This window comes from Legionella nigrisilvae (genome assembly GCF_977063395.2).
Genome location: NZ_CDRUGZ020000027.1, coordinates 441,278 through 460,621 on the forward strand (window position 1 = coordinate 441,278; position 19,344 = coordinate 460,621).

Sequence of the window (19,344 nt, forward strand, 5' to 3'; positions counted from 1 at the left end):
AACACGTCTGCTCTAGAACCTAATGCCTCACAATTTGTGCGCGACTAATTAAACTTTTTTCATACAAGTCATAATCCATCATGCCATAGCTCGCTTCAATTTGCTGAATTAAGCTATCCTGTTGCTCCCTGTCTAATGTACTCAATTTCCCATCATGTATCTGTTTCAATCTGACTACTACATAATCGCCATTTGACATAACAAGTCCATCACGACTTTCAGGTCGTAATAAATTAAATGCCGTATCATTAATATCAGTATCAACCTTATCATTATCACGGGTTGACTTAAGCTCGGATTTCCATAATAAATGATTTGAACTTATTAGTTCTTGCTGCTTCTTATCTACAACTGGACTTAATAAATTCATCCCAATCTCTTTGGCTTTAGCTTCAGCTTTTTTCTTAACTAAAATTTTATTAATTTGATCATGGACAGATTCCAAAGGCTGTTCTTTTTCATCCCAGTGCTGATTAATTCTAACAACTACAACTGAATCATTATCAATTTGTATTGGTTCACTATTATTGCTTAAATCAAGAACATCATGGCTGAATGCGGCATTTATTACCTGTTTATTTTTAGTAATATTATCGACACCATCCCCTCTTGAAAAAGGTTTTGTAGTTTGAATTTTCAAATTTAAAGCCTCTGCAACTGGCTGAAGTGAATCAGGGGATTGATAGCTTAAATCAGACAGCTGTTCCAAAGCTTGAGTATATTTGTTTTGGGCTGCTTCAGTGTTTAGTTGTTCTTTGATCGATTGCTCGACTTCAGAAAAAGATTTTGTTGAGACCGGCTTATAAGCAATTAGTTTAAAAATTTCATAACCGTGTTTCGTTTTTTCAGGTGCGGAAATCTGCCCTGGCTTAGTTAAATTAGACAAAATTCGATTATAATCATTCTGTCCTGCAGAAATCCAAGGCAATACACCCTTATCTGTTACAGAGAGTTTGTCATCGGATAGCGTTGAAACAAAATGGTCAAATTGCTCTGGATTTTTTTGTAATGCTTGATATGTATCATTCGCTTTTTTCTGAATTTTTTCCAAATCGGCTTGACTTGCATCATCTGGAACAGCAAATAAAATATGGGCTACTTGCCAACTTGCAGGAGTTAAATAGTTGTTTTGGTTTTCTTCGTAATAACGTTTTGCATCATCATCAGAAATTTTAATTTTGTTCTTAATATCATGCATTGATAAAGAAACATAATCCAAACTGACTTTTTCAGGAGTCATGAAATCTTTTTTATGCTTATTATAATAGTTAGCAATTTCCTCTGAAGATATCTGGACATCCTTCTCAAAAAGTGCTGCAGGGATAGTTAAATAATCATAGTCCCTGCTTTGCATATACAAACTTACAAACCGATCAATCTCATCAGGTAAAGCAAAAGAACTTCCCATAAAAGCAAATCGTTGTTGATTTAGGAGCATTCCCTGTTTTACTTCATTTTGAAAGCTTGATTGTGTGAATAACGCAGCATTTAAGGCTTGCTGATATTTTTGGGCGGAAAAATGACCGTCTTCTTGGAACTGGGGAATGCTCAAAATTGCTGCATTTGCTTGGTTCAAGCTGACATCAAACCCATTTTTGCGAGCCGCTTGCACTAAAACTTCATTAGTAATCATTTGATCTAGAACTTGATTTTGCAGCTTTTTCTCATCAGCAGCAGTCATCTGTTCAATATCTTGCATGGAACGGGCGCGTCTGTAATTAGTCTCAAATGCTTGCATTGTCAAAGGCTGACCATTGACAACAACCTTTGAGTTTGTTGTTTGGCGTGATTGTAGATAGTAATCCACACCAAAAAGTGTGAACGTAATACCGATTAAAATAACTACTAACCAAGCTACTACACCCTGTATACGTTCATTTAACTTTTGTAACATGTCCCGAGATCCATATATTAATTAAGGCTTTATTTAATTAGCGAGGCTGATTATACCCCAGACTGAAAAAAATCAAAACAAAAACAACAGCTCTTATTTTTCAAAATTGGTTTTTCCTAATTCAGCCTGAAATTAAGGTGTGGGTATGAATTTTTTTCTTCATACTACATCTAGCTTTCTCTAAATAAAAAGAAATCAGAAATGAAAGGAAATAAATTTTGACATAAAAATTCATTCCAGATAAAAAAAACGCGCCTTTCGGCGCGTTAATCTGGCGGAGTGGACGGGGCTCGAACCCGCGACCCCCGGCGTGACAGGCCGGTATTCTGACCAACTGAACTACCACTCCATTTCTTGGTGGGTGCTGTAGGGATCGAACCTACGACCCTCGCCTTGTAAGGGCGATGCTCTCCCAGCTGAGCTAAGCACCCAGAAAACTTATGCTTCTTGCACTGCTTCTTTCAGGTTTTTACCCGCTTTAAACTTGGCTACTCGTGACGCTTTAATTTGAATAATTTTACCAGTTTGTGGGTTTCTACCTGTTCTTGCTGAACGATTGCCTGTTGAAAAAGAACCGAAACCAGGTATTACCACTTGATCACCATTTTTTAAAACATTAGTAATAGTATCAGTAAAAGTTTCGAGAACTCGGCTTGCGTCAGCTTTTGTTAAACCCGAACCGCTTGCTATAGCATCAACTAATTCGCTCTTATTCATTGCTTCCCCTATACTGTTAATCTTCCATACTTCAAAGTTAATTTAACTTACTTCATTAAACTAACCGGTCGAGTAGTTACTTCCTTGCAATGCCCGCTAGTGGCGGGCTACGAAACGAAATATACCTCTAATTAATGGGTATGTAAATCATTATTTTTAATTTTTTTTGATTTTTTACCTACTAAAGCCTCAGACTGTACATTTGTTGGCTGATCCACCCAAGGAGTTCGTTGTAAAGCCAGCTCTAACACCTGTTCTATGGTCTTAACAGGATGTATGGATAGCTTTCGCAGAACATTGTCTGGAATCTCTTCCAGGTCTTTTACATTCTCCTCAGGAATAATGACATGTTTGATTCCGCCTCGATGAGCAGCCAATAATTTCTCCTTAAGCCCACCAATTGGCAAAACCTGACCTCTTAGAGTAATTTCTCCTGTCATGGCTACATCCGCTTTTACAGGAATATGTGTCACTACAGAAACTAACACCGTGCACATACCTATACCCGCACTTGGACCATCCTTGGGAGTAGCACCTTCCGGAACATGGACATGGAAATCATTCTTATCATAGAAATCATCTGGCAAATCAAATTTCTTGGCTCGGCTTCGTACTACCGTCATTGCGGCATGGATAGATTCCTGCATAACCTCACCTAATTGACCGGTATGCGTTACCTTACCTTTGCCAGGCATCATGGATGCTTCTATTGTCAGCAATTCGCCACCCACACTAGTCCACGCCAACCCTGTAACCTGCCCTACTTGATCAAATTCCTCAGCTAAACCATAACGGAATTTTTTTACACCTAAATATTTTTCAATATTGCTGGTGGTTACTGTCATTTTTTTAACTTTTTTATTGGATAAAATTTCTTTTACGACTTTTCTACAAACACTCGCAATATCCCGTTCTAAATTACGTACGCCTGCCTCACGTGTATAGTGCCGAATTACCTCTCGTATCGCTCCTTCACTAATATGTATTTCTTGTTTACTCAAACCATTCAACACAACTTGTTTCGGAACCAGATATTTTTCAGCAATACTTACTTTTTCATCTTCCGTATATCCTGCAAGTCGAATTACTTCCATTCTATCTAATAATGGTGCCGGAATTTCTAGCGAGTTTGCTGTCGCAATAAACATCACGTCACTCAAATCATAATCTACTTCGAGATAGTGATCGTTAAAGGTATGGTTTTGTTCTGGATCCAAAACTTCAAGCAATGCTGCCGCTGGGTCACCACGGAAATCCATAGCCATTTTATCCACTTCATCCAACATAATAAGTGGATTTTTTACTCCCGCCTTACACAATTTTTGAATAATTTTTCCTGGCATAGAACCAATATAAGTTCTCCGATGACCACGAATTTCTGCTTCATCTCGAACACCACCTAAAGCAATACGAATAAAGGTGCGCCCTGTAGCATTCGCAATAGATTGCCCTAGCGAGGTTTTACCCACTCCTGGAGGTCCAACGAGACAGAGAATAGGACCTTTCAATCGTTTCACACGTTGTTGAACAGCCAGATATTCAATAATGCGTTCTTTAACCCGCTCCAGGCCATAATGTTCTTTATCTAATAATTTTTCTGCTTTAGGCAAATCAAATTGAATTTTAGTTCTTTTTTTCCAGGGCACTGCAAGCATCCAATCAAGATAATTGCGGATAACCGTGGCTTCAGCAGACATTGGAGACATCATTTTCAACTTATGAAGCTCTGCTATGGATTTTTCTTTAGCTTCCTTAGGCATGCCGGCTTTATTAATAGAATGTTCCAGTTGTTCAATCTCACTACCTTCTTCACCTAATTCACCTAATTCTTTTTGAATCGCTTTCATTTGTTCATTGAGATAATATTCTCGCTGACTTTTCTCCATTTGTCGCTTAACTCGTCCTCTCACACGCTTTTCTACGTGCAATAAGTCAATTTCATTCTCTATGGCTGACATTAAGCGTTCCAGACGAGTGCCAACATCCATTGTTTCTAGCAATTCTTGTTTATCATCAACTTTCAAAGTTAGGTGAGCTGCAATGGTATCTGCTAAACGTCCAGGTTCTTCTATACCCGCGAGAGGAGATAAAACCTCAGGTGGAATTTTTTTATTCAATTTAATGTATTGCTCGAATTGAGACATCAAGGAACGCATTAAGATTCCGATATCCGGTTCCTGAACTGCAGCATTTTCCTCCTCCAGCAATTCCAGATCCGCTTCTAAATATCCTTTTGCCTGATTATATTCCTTTGCTTTGGCACGCTTCTCCCCTTCAACTAGAACTTTCACAGTTCCATCAGGAAGTTTCAACAATTGAAGCACACTGGATAATGTGCCTACGTGGAAAATATCTTCGGCTCCAGGATCATCATTGGATGATTTTTTCTGTGCTACTAAAAAGATTTGTTTACTATCAACCATAGCCGCTTCCAGGGCTTTTATTGATTTTCCTCGCCCAACAAATAGAGGAATAACCATATGGGGGTAGACCACTACGTCTCTTAATGGTAATACAGGTATACTAGACAGTTTTTCTGTCTCATTCGAAGTCTCTTTAATTTCAGTGGACATAATGAACCCTTATTCAAACGGAAAACTTTAATATTTACGTGACTACTAATTATAATTTAAAAGGAAGGGAGAGTTATTGCAAGAAATCAAAGCGTTATAATTAAGAAAGTTTCTAAGAACCTCTCTCCCATCTTATGGATAGGAGAGAGATAGAGCAAAAATTTTACTCTTGGGCACCGGCTGCACTCTTCATCCCATCTTGTTCATAAATAAGGATGGGTTTAGATGAGCTAGTCACCGCACTTTCATCAACCACAACCTTAATTACTCCTTCAAGAGAAGGTAATTCATACATGGTGTCTAAAAGAATATTTTCAAGTATGGCACGCAAACCTCGTGCACCCATTTTTCTTTCAAGAGCTTTCTTAGCGATAGCATTCAATGCCTCTTCTCGAAATTCAAGCTCAACCTCTTCCATTTTGAATAAAGACTGGAATTGCTTAGTCAAAGCATTTTTAGGATTAGTTAAGATATCAATAAGAGCAGATTCATCCAGTTCCTGTAAGGTGGCGACCACGGGCAATCGGCCAACAAACTCTGGTATTAATCCATATTTAATCAAATCATCAGATTCCATTTGGTTCAATACCTTGGATATTTCATCATTGTTTTCTTTTTTATTTTTTAATTGAGCAGAAAATCCAATGCCTGACTTGTCACTACGCTCTCTTATTACTTTTTCTAGCCCAGCAAACGCACCCCCACAAATAAATAAAATATTAGAAGTATCCACTTGTAAGAATTCTTGTTGTGGGTGCTTACGACCACCTTGAGGTGGGACTGAAGCAATTGTACCTTCAATTAGTTTTAAAAGTGCTTGTTGAACACCTTCTCCAGAAACATCGCGTGTAATTGAAGGATTATCTGATTTGCGTGATATCTTATCGATTTCATCAATGTAAACGATACCATGTTGTGCTTTATCTACATCATAATCACACTTTTGTAGAAGCTTCTGAATAATGTTTTCTACGTCTTCACCTACATACCCAGCTTCAGTAAGTGTAGTTGCATCTGCCATAGCAAAGGGCACATTGAGAATACGAGCTAATGTTTGTGCTAAAAGTGTTTTTCCACTGCCTGTAGGTCCGATGAGCAAAATATTACTTTTTCCAAGCTCAACCCCATCTTCACTTTTATGTTGTAATCGCTTGTAATGATTATATACAGCTACGGATAAGACTTTTTTTGCATGTGATTGCCCAATAACGTACTCATCTAAGAAGGTTGAAATTTCTTTAGGTGATGGCAAGCGCACTTCTGCTTCTTCATGAGACTCGTGTGTTTCTTCACGAATAATATCGTTGCATAACTCAACACATTCATCACATACAAATACAGAAGGACCAGCAATCAATTTTTTTACTTCATGTTGGCTCTTTCCACAAAAAGAACAATACAAAACTTTATCGCCACTTCCGTTACCGGATTTACTCATAACCAAACCCCTTCTTACAACGATTATCGGAAAAATAGATAATATATGTAAAATATTAGTCAATCAGAAAAAGATATGCCACTGTCACTATTTTTTAAAACAAAGCGAATACGAAGAGGTAATAATGAATCAATCTAAAAAGGCCCCCTCGCATTCCTAGCCTGGGTGCAGCGAAGCGGAACCGGAAAAACCTTAACCCAAACCCAGGTTCCGCTTCGTTACAGCCGGGCGATGATACATTATAGTTCAGTCTTTAAATTTAATGTAAATAATTACTCTACTTTACTTGCTGATTCACGATCATAAAGCACTTGATCAACTAGGCCATATTCAACAGCTTGTGTCGCACTCATAAAATTATCACGCTCTGTATCGCGCATAATTTGGTCAGGAGTCTTTTTCGTGTGCTTTGCCATAATGGTATTTAATCGTTCTCTTACAGCTAAAGTTTCACGAGCGTGGATTTCGATGTCAGTTGCTTGACCACGATAACCACCTAAAGGTTGGTGAATCATTACTCGTGAGTTTGGTAAGCAGAATCTCTTACCCTCTGCGCCAGCACAAAGCAGTAAGGCAGCAGCACTTGCTGCTTGCCCTATACATAATGTACTTACATCTGGTTTAATAAACTGAATGGTATCATAAATTGCCAAGCCTGCAGTTACTACTCCTCCAGGTGAATTGATGTAAAGAGAAATATCTTTTTCAGGATTTTCAGACTCAAGAAACAACAATTGAGCAACCACCAAATTAGCCATATGATCTTCAACTTCACCCAATAGAAAGATAATACGCTCTTTCAATAATCTTGAGTAAATATCATATGAACGCTCACCGCGTGAGGTTTGTTCAATAACCATTGGGACTAATCCACTGGCATTCCTAATTATGTTCTCTGAATAGCCCGACATATAATTACTCTCCTTTTTTCTCAGTTGCATCAGTCTCTGGCTTAGGATTCATTACTGAATCGTAATCCTTATTCTTGTATTTAACTTTTGCATCCTCAGCAATTTTATCTGCAACCATCTCTTCCATAACCAGTGCTTCAATTTCGGCCATATGTTCTTTACTGCTTTGATACCAAGCACGAAGCTCATCAGGATTTTCATAAGCACTAGCAAATCGCTCAATCACTTCCTTAACTTTATCTTTATCCGCTACGATTTGGTGCTTTTTAACATATTCGGAAAAGAGTAAGCCAAGATGAACACGACGTTTTGCTTGTTCAACGAACAATTCACGAGGAAAATCAGGAATCTGTTCGTTATCATGATGCTCATGTCCAAAAAGACGATGATACATATCATGTTTCAAATGTTCGATTTCTTTGTCAATTAAAGCAGTTGGTAACTCAATAGAATTAGCTTCCATTAATTTATCAAACAACTTTTCTCTATTCATCATACTAACCCGGCGCTCTAATTCACGCGCCATATTCTCTTTAATATCTTTTTTGAGTGCCTCTACGCCACCTTCCTTGATATTAAATTTCTCTGCGAATTCATCATTAAGCTCAGGAAGCTTTCCTTCCATTACATTATGAATAGTAATTTTGAATACAGCTTCTTTACCTGCTAATTCTTTATGACCATAGTCTTCTGGGAAGGTTACTTTGATATCAAAAGGTTTTTCCTTCTTATTACCGATAATCCCATCTTCAAATCCAGGAATCATTGATCCGGAGCCAATAACTAATTCATGGCCCTTAGCACTTCCGCCATCAAAAAGCTTATCGTCTAGAAACCCTTCGAAATCGATAACTACTTTGTCGCCTTTTTTAACAGCTCGAGATACATCATGCCATTCTTTATTTTGCTCACGTAGTTTATCCAGCATGTTATCAACATCTTTATCAGTTACTTCTGAACGTGCCAGTTCAACCATGGCTTGGTTTAATTCAACAATCTCGAATACTGGCATTACTTCAAATCTTGCAGAATATCTGAAGTCTTTCCCTTGCTCAATTTGTTCAGGCTCTACAGAAGGATACCCAGCTGGAACCAATTCGTTTTTTTGCAATGCTTCGAATAAAGTTGATTGTACCATGTCGCGAGCGACCTCTTCACGAACACTTTGAGAATAACGACTAACAACAACATGCATGGGTACTTTACCAGGACGAAAACCGTCCATTTTAGCTTTGCGAGCAAGATTCTTGAGACGTAAGCTCACTTCTTCCTCAACTTTCTCCGCAGGTACAGAAACTGTTACCTTACGTTCCAAACCTTCTAGGGTCTCAACAGAAACTTGCATTAATGTCACCTCTTGGAATTTATAATGATAATGGTGCGAAAGGAGAGACTCGAACTCTCACGGGTCGCCCCGCTGGAACCTAAATCCAGTGCGTCTACCAATTCCGCCACTTTCGCAAATCAGGTTGGATTATCAATCAGTAATTCGGTCTTGTAAAGACTCAGATAAATCTTTAGCGATAAACCATTTGTTTCTTTCTCAAATGGGGTGAACGATGGGACTCGAACCCACGACAACCGGGATCACAACCCGGGGCTCTACCAACTGAGCTACGCTCACCATAAAAACTTTTACCAGAAATTCTTATGATAAATAAAATCTGGGCTGGCACGCCCGGCAGGATTCGAACCTGCTACCCTCGGCTTAGAAGGCCGATGCTCTATCCAGATGAGCTACGGGCGCAAATTTGGTCGGGGTGGAGGGATTCGAACCCCCGACATCCTGCTCCCAAAGCAGGCGCGCTACCAGACTGCGCTACACCCCGTAACCCGTCCCAAGGACAGAGCGCAGATAATACTAGGTGCTTTCATCAAGGTCAATATCTTAAATCACTTAATTTTAATTAATTTAATTTTTTTGTGTTTGCTATTTATTTGGCTTGAACAACTAGGCTTTTTTTAAACCATATAGCCAATCACACATACAATATCTCAAGCTGGCCCTACTCGTATCTTCATCGTTTTTCAGCTAGCATTGAGAATTATATTAACTCCCTAATGAATTTATGAAATTTAAACTACTTCCTATATTTGACAACATAAATTATCTCCATAAAAATCATGAGCACGCTATATTGCCTGATTTACATTTTCAGCAGGATTTTAACTATGCTTTGAATTTTCTAAAAAGCTACACGGGGAGCCAGGGTACATTCAATAGTTACCGAAGAGAAACTGAACGGTTGTTGCAATGGACCTGGTTAATTAAAAAAACAACCTTAAAAGAATTAAAACGTGACGATATAGAACAATACATTCATTTTTGTCAAAACCCACTCAAATCCTGGATTAGTTTGAAAAAAGTACCGCGTTTTATTGAAAGGGATGGGAGACGTATTCCCAATGAAGAATGGAGGCCTTTTGTAGTAACAGTTAGTAAATCTGCACTAAAAAGCGGCCATAAACCTGAAATCGACCAATTCAATTTATCTCAGGGAGCGATACAAGAAATCTTCGCTATTTTAAGTACTTTATTTAATTTCCTAATCGCTGAAGAATACCTGGTTTCCAATCCAGTTGCCCTCATTCGACAAAAAAGCAAATTTATTCGTAAGAGACAACAAAATGCCCCCATACGGAGACTTAGCCTGGTGCAATGGCGTGCCGTTTTAGAAGCCGCTGAATCACTAGCCGAAGAATCTCCCTTAAAACACGAACGCACTCGTTTTATGCTCAGTATGTTATTTGGGATGTATCTCCGTATCTCGGAACTCGCAGCAAGTGAGCGCTGGATTCCCAGCATGAATGATTTCTCTAAAGACAGTAACGGCCACTGGTGGTTTACCACGGTAGGTAAAGGAAATAAAGAACGCCAAATCGCGGTAAGTGATGCGATGTTAGATAGTTTAATGCGATGGCGATGTTTTCTAGGGTTATCCCCTCTTCCTTCCCCAGCGGATAATAGTCCGCTTATTCCAAAAATTCGTGGCAACGGCCCCATGAGTGATACAGCCCCGATACGTAGAATTATTCAACGATGCTTTGACTTGGCGGGTGAGCAACTTCGGATAAAAGGATATACAGAAGCAGCCGATAATTTGGCTGCAGCTACGGTCCACTGGCTTAGACATACTGGAATCTCTGAAGATGTGAAAATTCGTCCCCGTGAACATGTTCGCGATGATGCAGGCCATAGTTCCAGCGCTACAACTGATCGATATATCGACATTGAAAAGCAAGCTCGTTATCAATCGGCAAGGAAAAAAACTATAGAACCTGAGCCAAGTTAAAGGTATTTGTGTTAAAATTCATAAAATATGCGTGATTCATAGCGAGGATTGAGCATCTGTCTTTTATTTCGTATTATCTACACCCTGCCCTCGCGACTTATTACGTCTAACGCAGTTCCTCTGGAATTGCGCAGACAAGTCGCAGACTGTCGAGAGCAACTTTTACTTTTTTTCAGAGATATGTAGATTTAGATACAACAGAGGTGACCAAGTTTTGCTATGAATTCTTAATTTTGTACCTACTCAATTTATGGCTAAAGATTTATCATGCTTACTCTTCGTCAAATTACTCTAAGTCGTGGCAATAAAGTTTTATTGGATCAAGTCAATGTCACCCTTTATGAAAAACAAAAGATAGGTCTTATTGGCCATAACGGCTGCGGAAAATCAACATTATTCGATTTTTTATTAGGAAAATTAGCTCCCGATACAGGTGAGTTTTTAATTAACCCTCAACTGAGCATCAGCCACTTATCTCAGCAATTACCTGACAGTGATGAACAAGCATTAGATTTTGTCCTAGGCGGCGATGATGGTTATATGAATTTGCTTCAACGCTTACAAAAAGCTGAAGAAACGGGTAACGATGCTGAAGTGTTAGCGTGTCATGAGGAATTAAGCCATTCAGGCGGCTACAGTAAACCCGCTCAAGCAGCTACAATTTTGTCTGGTCTTGGTTTTAGTAGTGCACAGCAAAAGTCTTGCGTAAATAGCTTTTCCGGAGGGTGGCGAATGCGCTTAAGTCTAGCACGGTGTTTAATGAAGCCGGCGGATTTACTTTTGTTAGATGAGCCTACTAACCATTTGGATATGGAAGCCATTTTTTGGCTAGAACGCTTTTTAAAACAAAGCCCCAGTACTATTATTCTTATTTCTCATGACCGAGAATTTCTTGATGCCTTCGTCACTCACATTTTACATATTGAAAAACAAGATCTATCGCTTTATGGCGGCAATTACAGTTGTTTTGAAAAAACACACGCACAACAATTGGCCTTACAACAAACGATGTATGAAAAGCAACAAACTAAAATTAATCATATGATGTCATTTGTAAATCGTTTTAGAGCAAAAGCAACTAAAGCAAAACAAGCGCAAGGACGTCTTAAAGCTATAGAAAAAATGGAAATTATCGCAGCAGCCCAAGTTGATTCACCTTTTTCTTTTGAATTCTTTCAATGTCCCCGTGCAGGAAACCCATTGATACAATGCACTATGGTTGATGCAGGATATCAATCAGAAAAAACGATATTAAAGAGAATTAATCTTTCACTCAATCCAGGTGACCGAATCGCTTTACTTGGTCCAAATGGCGAAGGAAAATCAACATTAGTTAAGACTTTAACTGGTTCCTTAACTCCTTTGAATGGAACTATTCATCGTTCAGCTCATTTGAAAATTGGCTATTACGCACAACATCAATTAGAACAGCTTGATTGCAATTTAAGTCCAGTGGAAACGATCCAAGCTCTATCTCCAGAAACACGTGAACAAACTATTCGTGATTTTTTAGGTGGCTTCAATTTTGCTGGGGATATGGCTGTTCAGCCTATTACCCATTTTTCCGGGGGTGAAAAAGCACGCCTGGCTTTGGCCAAACTTGTGTGGCTTAAGCCTAATTTACTTCTTCTTGATGAACCGACAAACCATTTGGATCTGGGGATGCGCTCAGCTATCGAGCTCGCATTACAGAGTTATGAAGGCGCATTAATTTTGATTTCTCATGATCGTCATATGCTGAAAACGAGTGTAGATAATTTCTATCTTGTTTATCAGCAAAAAGTTCAACCTTTTGAAGGGGACTTAGATGATTATTATTCCTGGCTTCAAACTAAAGATTCAAACAAAGAAAATACAATAACTGCCCCCACAACTGATTATAAAGAAAAGAAAACGTTACAAAATCGTCTCAAAAAATTGGAACAATTGATTGAACAATATCAAAATGAACTTTCCAAACTGGATATACTGCTTGGCGATGCCAGTCTTTATGAGGACAGTTCCCAACAAAGTAAACTCAATCAGTTACTGCAAAAACGTACTGATTCACATACTTCTTTAAATAATGCTGAAGAAGAATGGTTAGAAATTAGTAGCAGCTTAGAAGGTTTAATTTAACTATGCCTGTGTAGCTCCTTGTAATACGGGATAAATAAATACCTATACTGACTCGCTGGACAAGTAAATCGTTGGCTCCGGATATTTTTCTTTTTAAAGCCTTTGATTTTTTATTACAGCTGAAATTATTTTTTATAGCCTATAATTTAACCATATGGTATTAAATTGAGGCTAAAATGGAAGCGAAACTACTCGAGAAACTCAAAAAAATCAATCCCTTGAATGCCCAGGGTATTCCTAAAAACAAAGGAAATTGCCAGTGGTGTGCTATTGAGGGGGCTCGGGTATTATTACAAGGCGTGGAGCCAAAGGAAATACCCGAATACGATGAAGGAAATGACCCTGTAGAAGGGTTAGTACATAAGGTCCATGACAGTGAAGAAGTCGATGATTTAGAGGAGTTTTTCAAAAAAATACAAGAATTAAAAAAAGGTGAACTAATGTTAGTCAGTCTGGAAAGCACCAGTGAAGAAAAAGATAAGGATTTAGATCATACCTACATCATCTATGCAAGCGATAATGATAAAGCATATCTTATTGATCCCGACAGACAGGTTTTTGTTCAGTTAGAAAAGAGGGAGGATTTTCTCCAAAAAGTTAAGGGCTGGGATAAAGTTAACACAGTGAACTATCTGAATGGGGATCTAAATTCCAATTTTTCGGATCATGTTAACGTTTGCGTGTGTAAATTGACTAAAGAAGCCGTTGATGAGGTACATGGCGAACCATTACCAGAGTATGGAACTGAGGTTCCCAGCTTTCGCTTTGGCTAGATTTTTTATTTCCAGCTACCCTACCCTTTGTCTAGATGGGTCTTAAGAGTAGCCAGAATGATAAATTATGAGTGGTTATAAATTTCAACGGCGACCTGGCTAACATCTTTTTGAATTAGGAAAGCGTCATTTAGAGATTCCAAAGGCGTATTAGAGACTGCAATAATAAAGGCAAGTAAATGCCCATTCTTCGCGTTAATATATCCTGATAATACTTCTGAAAAGGAATAAAACCGTTGGTTCGCAAAGTCATAGGATAACGAGGTACCTGTTTTCCCATGAATCTTTCCGACCGCAGGAATATTCTGGGCTGCTTTCGCAAGACTACCATCCACACCAAGTATAGGTAATCCATCATAGAAGGCTTTAAATTGAGGTCCAGGCAGCTTATGCATATAAGTTAATAATTTAATAGCAGCCTTGGGAAGAAGCCTGTTTGTATCCCCACCAGCACCATCACCGAATACAAACTCATTTTTATTTAATCCTACTTTATCAAGTAAAAATTTTGCAATATGAGGCAAACCTTGAGCAAATGATGTTTCTTTATAGTGTTCGGCTAATATAAGCGGTAGTAAATCAGCGCCTATGTTATGACTTAATTTTAAAATAATTTTAATATATTCAGAAAATGGTGGAGAAATATATTGCGCAATTGGAGTAAGCTGCTTATAGGTTTCAGCATTGGGTAGCTGACTACTTTTATTATCAAGATGAACAATAATCCCTTGTTGTTTTAATGCCGCAATAAATGCTTGCTTGGCAAAAAGAGCGGGTTTAAGAATAGGTGCTACTCTCAATAGCTCTCCGGAATTGGCAGCAATTTGTCCTTTTATGACCAAAACAGTGTCACTATTTTTACTTGAAATTTTGATATCAGTTTTTTCCCCATCACGAACCGTTATAACCTGGTTATCGATAGAATAACCTGGAGCTTGTGGGCGCCATTTTATTGATGCTTTCTTGCCTACAATGGTCGGTTTAATTTGAAAATCGAACAAGTTTTCATTAATCATGATCGGGGAAATAATGTAATTGCGTAAATGTTCTGTTTTGAATAAACGGTTATCTACTAATACATCACCATTAATTTGTGTAATACCTTTGGCTTTAATTTGTTGAGCAAGGTTAATTAATCCATTCAGTGGGTTTTCTGGAACCATACCTGCTCCAGGTAACTCATTTGCATAAATATGATCGATGTATCCAAAAGTGAGTTTGTCCTCATGAACACGGCCGCCTAATTCTAAATCCCCTTTACCAACAAGAATAAGGTTGCCATTTAAGATGTTGTTCTCTTGATGTCCCATAAAATATACTGGTGTTTTAAAACGGTAGTCGTCACCTAAAACATTCAACGCAGCTGCAGAAGAGAATAATTTAGTTACAGAGGCAGGCATTAATAATTGGTTGCCATTTAATTGATAAACCATTTCTTGGGTATTCAAATCTTTAACTTCAATCCACCATTGTGCATTTTGATAACGCGGTTGATGCATGACATTGAGCAAGTCCTGATGCAATAATTTCGTTGCGTGGGAAGAAGCAGATAGTAAGCACATCAAAAGAAGGATAAGCGTGTTGAACTTTATTTTTATTGATTTCAGTTTAATGTGCACAATTAATTCCCTATTTACCTAAATAATCCTTAAGATAAGGTGTCAGATATACATCATCATATCAAGTTTCTTGAATTCTTTTTTAAGATCATTTAAAACAAAATTTAGGATTACGATTGCCATAGCTTAAGTACAGGCAGAGCAAAGTAAACATAAAGTGAACCTTATCTAATATAGGGAGCGCCTCATGCGTTAAACAATCCAAATATTACAGTGATTTGGGGGAACGCAATAGTTCCAACATTAACTTTGCAGCTAACTGTTCTGCTTTTCTACGGTTAGAGCCTTCGCCAAAAGTTTGTTGTTTTGTTCCCATTACTGTACAAGTTATGTAGAATATTTGATTGTGCTCATCACCTTCCACCTTAGTCAACGTGTACTCTGGAAGAGCCATTTTTTCAGCTTGCAAATACTCTTGCAATTGAGTTTTGGCATCTTTTAAACAATCGTTCAAATTAGAATCTTCAAGTCTAGAGCGATATAATTTTAATATTACCTCTTTTGAAGCCTCTATCCCCCCGTCTAGAAATATTGCTGCAAAAACAGCTTCCATAGCATCTGAAAGAATCGAGGCCCTGCGAAAACCGCCGCTCTTCAACTCACCTTGTCCAAGAAAAAGGAAATCACCTAGCTCAATTTCTTTAGCCAATTCACCCAGCATCTCGCCCCGCACTAAAAATGAACGCAAGCGGCTTAATTGGCCTTCACTTTGTAAAGGAAAACGATGAAACAATTCATTGGCAATTACAAAGCTTAAAATTGAATCTCCAAGAAATTCAAAACGCTCATAGTTTACACTTCCTACACTACAATGCGTTAAAGCTTGCTTAAGATAGGCAATATTATTAAATTGATAATTTAATCGCCTGCATAACCTTTCTAAATCAACTTTCACTGCCTGCTACAACCTCTTCAGTGTGATCAAAATCAAATAATAAGCTTATATTATATACTAGGGGCTTAATAACTTGATATTTCACTTTTACTCTAAATTTATTCGTCCCTATAGGCTCAATCATTAATTGATTTTCCTTTAGACTCTCAACCCCATTAATATTGAGGCGCTTATCTACGGTACTCTTTAAAACATTAACATCTGCCATCGGATCACCACTTAGTGAAGATACAGACATTGTATTCAATCCTTTTATCGATTTGATAACCGAGTAATACTGCAAATAAACAGGAATAACACGCATTACAACGATTGCAGCCATAACAATCACCGCTACAGTAAGTATCATCCCTATAAAAGTCATTCCCTTTTGTTTATGCATTTGCTTATTCCTTTCAATTTTAAGTGAGTGTTTTTGCTCAGATTATCAAAGATACCGCATACTTACGGAATCAATTTTCCTATTCTAGACCAACGAACGTTATCTGTTTTACCATTCCAACTCATCCAAACTAAAAATGCTTTACCTCGGAGATAGGATTCCGGTACAAATCCCCAGAACCGGCTATCTGCACTGTCATCGCGATTATCACCCATCATAAAATAATTCCCCTCGGGAACCACGATATCAAAATCTACAGCTGGAACATCCGTTCTAACAAAAATATTATGTATTGTACCATTCAAATCTTCTTGATATTTTGCTACTGCTTTCCCTGAACTTTCATCAATAGTGTACTCAAGAAAAGTCTGTTCTGCTTTTTTTCCATTAATTGTTAGCACTTTATTATGATAACTAATTTTATCGCCAGGTATTCCTATTACCCTTTTGATGTAATCATAAGAAGGATCAGGAGGCCAACGAAATACTGCAACCTCTCCTGTTTTAGGATCAGAAATCGAAACCACTTTCTTTTCCCAAACCGGAAGTCTTAATCCATAAATAAATTTATTAACCGCTACAAAATCACCCACCAATAATGTCGGTTCCAATGAACCAGATGGGATACGGAACGGTTCAATTAAAAATGAGCGTAAAATTAATACAATGAAAAATACAGGAAAAAACGATCGTGAATATTCAATAATACGATTTGGTTTTTGGTCCTCAGCACGTTTTCTTGCCCAAAAGAGAATATCTAAAAGATAAATAAAACCGCTGATGAACGATAGGACAACCAATATTAAAGCAAAATTCATAAATTATATCCTAAACTTAGTTTCGTAATAATACATCCAACAGCATTGTGTTTGCTCTTGTACTATTTCTTTTTATCTGTTTGGAAAACCGCCATAAACGCTTCTTGTGGTATTTCCACGTGTCCGACCTGTTTCATACGTTTTTTCCCTGCTTTTTGTTTTTCCAACAACTTTCGTTTTCGAGTCACATCTCCACCATAACATTTTGCAGTAACGTTTTTACGTAATGCTTTTACTGTTTGTCTGGCAATAATATGGCTTCCTAATGCGGCTTGAATAGCCACATCAAACATTTGTCGAGGAATTAAGTCACGCATTTTTTCAGCGATTAATTTCCCACGACTATGTGCTGAAGAACGATGAACAATAACTGAAAGCGCATCTACACGTTCGCTATTAATTAAAATGTCCATTTTAACTAAATCAGCTTCTTGAAACCGTAAAAAATTATAATCAAGTGATGCATATCCACGGCTAACTGATTTTAATCGATCAAAGAAGTCCGAAACCACTTCACTCATAGGAATATCATAAGTTACAGAAACTTGACGACCACTGTAAGTCATATTGACTTGTATCCCGCGTCGCTCAACACACAAGGTAATTATTGAACCCAGAAAGTCCTGCGGTACCAGTATGTTTGCCCTAACAATAGGCTCATACATTTCTTTAATTTGTGGCAATGGAGGCAATAGAGAGGGATTATCAATCAGCATCGTCTCGCCTTTGTGGGTCAAAATTTGATAAACCACAGTAGGCGCAGTAGAGATTAAGTCCAGGTTATATTCTCGTTCTAAACGCTCTTGTACAATTTCCATATGCAACATGCCCAAGAAGCCGCATCGAAAACCAAAACCCAATGCTTCTGAAGATTCAGGTTCATAAAATAAGGACGCATCATTTAAGCTTAATTTAGCTAAAGCTTCGCGGAATGCTTCGAAATCATCGGAACTGATAGGAAATAGACCTGCATAAACTTGGGGTTTCACACGTTGAAATCCAGGAAGTTGTTTATCCGCTGGAGTTTTTTCTAAAGTAAGTGTATCACCAACAGGAGCACCTTGAATTTCTTTAATTCCTGCTACCAAATACCCTACTTCGCCAGCATTTAATACATCCAATCTCGTGCGCTTAGGAGTGAATATGCCTACTTGGTCGACTTCGTAGGAACGTCCTGTAGACATTACTCTCATCTTATCCCCTTTACGGATTGAACCATTAACAATACGTACTAAGGAAACAACACCAAGATAGCTATCAAACCATGAATCAATAATTAAAGCTTGTAACGGTGCATTAATATCACCTTCTGGTGGAGGAATACGCGTTACTAAAGCTTCAAGCACATCGTCCACCCCTAAACCACTTTTAGCACTAACTCTTATTGCATCATGTGCATCAAGACCAATGATGTCTTCGATTTCTGAGATAACGCGTTCAGGTTCAGCTTGTGGTAAATCGATTTTGTTAAGGACCGGCAAAACTGATAATGATTGATCAATAGCGGTGTAACAAACAGCAACCGTCTGAGCTTCTACACCCTGTGCTGCGTCAACAACAAGTATCGCACCCTCACAGGCAGCTAAAGAGCGGGATACTTCATAACTGAAATCCACATGTCCAGGAGTATCAATAAAATTCAAGAGATAGTTTTTACCGTCTTTAGCCGTGTAATTCAGAGAAACACACTGTGCTTTAATCGTGATGCCTCGCTCTCGTTCTATATCCATAGAGTCAAGTACTTGAGCACTCATTTCACGTTCGGATAAACCACCACAAATTTGGATAAATCGATCTGCCAAAGTAGATTTACCATGATCAATATGGGCAATAATTGAAAAATTACGAATTCGCTTTAAATCACTCAACTGAAATAACCTTTTTCCAAATAGCGCATTCTAGCTTAAATATGC

The 19,344-nt window shown here is 38.1% G+C and carries 14 protein-coding genes and 6 tRNA genes; 3 read left to right on the forward strand and 17 right to left on the reverse strand.

Features of this window, described 5'->3' with window-relative positions; genetic code table 11:
* Nucleotides 1-19 precede the first annotated feature (19 nt).
* The 12 genes from ACWTE2_RS19260 to ACWTE2_RS19315 form a co-directional block, all read right to left on the reverse strand.
* Nucleotides 20-1,894, reverse strand: coding sequence for a SurA N-terminal domain-containing protein (locus ACWTE2_RS19260; RefSeq protein WP_454783936.1), 1,875 nt, complete (start codon nt 1,892-1,894; stop codon nt 20-22).
* A 272-nt stretch (nt 1,895-2,166) separates the two neighbouring features.
* A tRNA-Asp gene (locus ACWTE2_RS19265) sits at nt 2,167-2,243 on the reverse strand.
* Nucleotides 2,244-2,249: 6 nt separating this feature from the next.
* Nucleotides 2,250-2,325: transfer RNA gene (locus ACWTE2_RS19270), tRNA-Val, on the reverse strand.
* A gap of 7 nt (nt 2,326-2,332) precedes the next feature.
* Nucleotides 2,333-2,611, reverse strand: coding sequence for an HU family DNA-binding protein (locus tag ACWTE2_RS19275; RefSeq protein WP_182390910.1), 279 nt, complete (start codon nt 2,609-2,611; stop codon nt 2,333-2,335).
* A 131-nt stretch (nt 2,612-2,742) separates the two neighbouring features.
* Complete coding sequence (gene lon, locus ACWTE2_RS19280; RefSeq protein ID WP_182390911.1) at nt 2,743-5,184, reverse strand: endopeptidase La; 2,442 nt, start codon at nt 5,182-5,184, stop codon at nt 2,743-2,745.
* Nucleotides 5,185-5,347: 163 nt separating this feature from the next.
* The gene (clpX, locus tag ACWTE2_RS19285; RefSeq protein ID WP_454783937.1) at nt 5,348-6,622 is read right to left on the reverse strand and encodes an ATP-dependent Clp protease ATP-binding subunit ClpX; all 1,275 of its coding nucleotides are present in this window, start codon (nt 6,620-6,622) and stop codon (nt 5,348-5,350) included.
* 272 nt (nt 6,623-6,894) lie between these two features.
* Nucleotides 6,895-7,533: an ATP-dependent Clp endopeptidase proteolytic subunit ClpP gene (gene clpP / locus ACWTE2_RS19290; RefSeq protein ID WP_454783938.1), complete on the reverse strand. Its 639-nt coding sequence runs from the start codon at nt 7,531-7,533 to the stop codon at nt 6,895-6,897.
* 4 nt (nt 7,534-7,537) lie between these two features.
* A complete protein-coding gene (gene tig, locus ACWTE2_RS19295; protein WP_454783939.1) occupies nt 7,538-8,878 on the reverse strand; it encodes a trigger factor in 1,341 nt (446 codons plus the stop codon).
* A 31-nt stretch (nt 8,879-8,909) separates the two neighbouring features.
* Nucleotides 8,910-8,994, reverse strand: a tRNA-Leu gene (locus ACWTE2_RS19300).
* An 87-nt stretch (nt 8,995-9,081) separates the two neighbouring features.
* Nucleotides 9,082-9,157 (reverse strand) — tRNA-His (locus ACWTE2_RS19305).
* Nucleotides 9,158-9,203: 46 nt separating this feature from the next.
* Nucleotides 9,204-9,280: transfer RNA gene (locus ACWTE2_RS19310), tRNA-Arg, on the reverse strand.
* Between the two features lie 5 nt (nt 9,281-9,285).
* Nucleotides 9,286-9,362 (reverse strand) — tRNA-Pro (locus tag ACWTE2_RS19315).
* Nucleotides 9,363-9,602: 240 nt separating this feature from the next.
* On the opposite strand from ACWTE2_RS19315, the gene ACWTE2_RS19320 reads away from it, so the two are divergent.
* From ACWTE2_RS19320 to ACWTE2_RS19330, 3 genes are all read left to right on the forward strand, one after another.
* A complete protein-coding gene (locus ACWTE2_RS19320) occupies nt 9,603-10,826 on the forward strand; it encodes a tyrosine-type recombinase/integrase (protein ID WP_454783940.1) in 1,224 nt (407 codons plus the stop codon).
* 267 nt (nt 10,827-11,093) lie between these two features.
* Nucleotides 11,094-12,944 (forward strand): ABC-F family ATP-binding cassette domain-containing protein, encoded by a 1,851-nt coding sequence (locus ACWTE2_RS19325; RefSeq protein ID WP_454783941.1) that lies wholly within the window; start codon nt 11,094-11,096, stop codon nt 12,942-12,944.
* Nucleotides 12,945-13,120: 176 nt separating this feature from the next.
* A complete protein-coding gene (locus tag ACWTE2_RS19330; protein ID WP_454783942.1) occupies nt 13,121-13,717 on the forward strand; it encodes a hypothetical protein in 597 nt (198 codons plus the stop codon).
* A 65-nt stretch (nt 13,718-13,782) separates the two neighbouring features.
* Here ACWTE2_RS19330 and dacB read toward each other — a convergent pair whose 3' ends face one another.
* The 5 genes from dacB to lepA form a co-directional block, all read right to left on the reverse strand.
* Nucleotides 13,783-15,336, reverse strand: coding sequence for a D-alanyl-D-alanine carboxypeptidase/D-alanyl-D-alanine endopeptidase (dacB, locus tag ACWTE2_RS19335; protein ID WP_454783943.1), 1,554 nt, complete (start codon nt 15,334-15,336; stop codon nt 13,783-13,785).
* A 208-nt stretch (nt 15,337-15,544) separates the two neighbouring features.
* A complete protein-coding gene (gene rnc / locus ACWTE2_RS19340) occupies nt 15,545-16,231 on the reverse strand; it encodes a ribonuclease III (RefSeq protein WP_454783944.1) in 687 nt (228 codons plus the stop codon).
* On the reverse strand, nt 16,221-16,613 hold the full coding sequence (locus ACWTE2_RS19345) for a DUF4845 domain-containing protein (protein ID WP_182390920.1): 393 nt from the start codon (nt 16,611-16,613) through the stop codon (nt 16,221-16,223). Before ACWTE2_RS19345 ends, rnc begins: the two co-directional genes overlap by 11 nt.
* Nucleotides 16,614-16,675: 62 nt before the next feature.
* Nucleotides 16,676-17,431: a signal peptidase I gene (lepB, locus tag ACWTE2_RS19350; RefSeq protein WP_454783945.1), complete on the reverse strand. Its 756-nt coding sequence runs from the start codon at nt 17,429-17,431 to the stop codon at nt 16,676-16,678.
* Nucleotides 17,432-17,493: 62 nt separating this feature from the next.
* Nucleotides 17,494-19,299, reverse strand: coding sequence for a translation elongation factor 4 (lepA, locus tag ACWTE2_RS19355; RefSeq protein ID WP_182390922.1), 1,806 nt, complete (start codon nt 19,297-19,299; stop codon nt 17,494-17,496).
* Nucleotides 19,300-19,344: the final 45 nt, after the last annotated feature.

What these genes read in the sequence shown, in the direction of transcription:
- lepB (WP_454783945.1), bottom strand. Translation starts at nt 17,431, where the DNA reads ATGAATTTTGCTTTAATATTGGTTGTCCTATCGTTCATCAGCGGTTTT.
- lon (WP_182390911.1), bottom strand. Translation starts at nt 5,184, where the DNA reads ATGTCCACTGAAATTAAAGAGACTTCGAATGAGACAGAAAAACTGTCT.
- ACWTE2_RS19325 (WP_454783941.1), top strand. Translation starts at nt 11,094, where the DNA reads ATGCTTACTCTTCGTCAAATTACTCTAAGTCGTGGCAATAAAGTTTTA.
- ACWTE2_RS19260 (WP_454783936.1), bottom strand. Translation starts at nt 1,894, where the DNA reads ATGTTACAAAAGTTAAATGAACGTATACAGGGTGTAGTAGCTTGGTTA.
- tig (WP_454783939.1), bottom strand. Translation starts at nt 8,878, where the DNA reads ATGCAAGTTTCTGTTGAGACCCTAGAAGGTTTGGAACGTAAGGTAACA.
- ACWTE2_RS19320 (WP_454783940.1), top strand. Translation starts at nt 9,603, where the DNA reads ATGAAATTTAAACTACTTCCTATATTTGACAACATAAATTATCTCCAT.
- ACWTE2_RS19275 (WP_182390910.1), bottom strand. Translation starts at nt 2,611, where the DNA reads ATGAATAAGAGCGAATTAGTTGATGCTATAGCAAGCGGTTCGGGTTTA.
- clpP (WP_454783938.1), bottom strand. Translation starts at nt 7,533, where the DNA reads ATGTCGGGCTATTCAGAGAACATAATTAGGAATGCCAGTGGATTAGTC.
- ACWTE2_RS19330 (WP_454783942.1), top strand. Translation starts at nt 13,121, where the DNA reads ATGGAAGCGAAACTACTCGAGAAACTCAAAAAAATCAATCCCTTGAAT.
- clpX (WP_454783937.1), bottom strand. Translation starts at nt 6,622, where the DNA reads ATGAGTAAATCCGGTAACGGAAGTGGCGATAAAGTTTTGTATTGTTCT.
- ACWTE2_RS19345 (WP_182390920.1), bottom strand. Translation starts at nt 16,613, where the DNA reads ATGCATAAACAAAAGGGAATGACTTTTATAGGGATGATACTTACTGTA.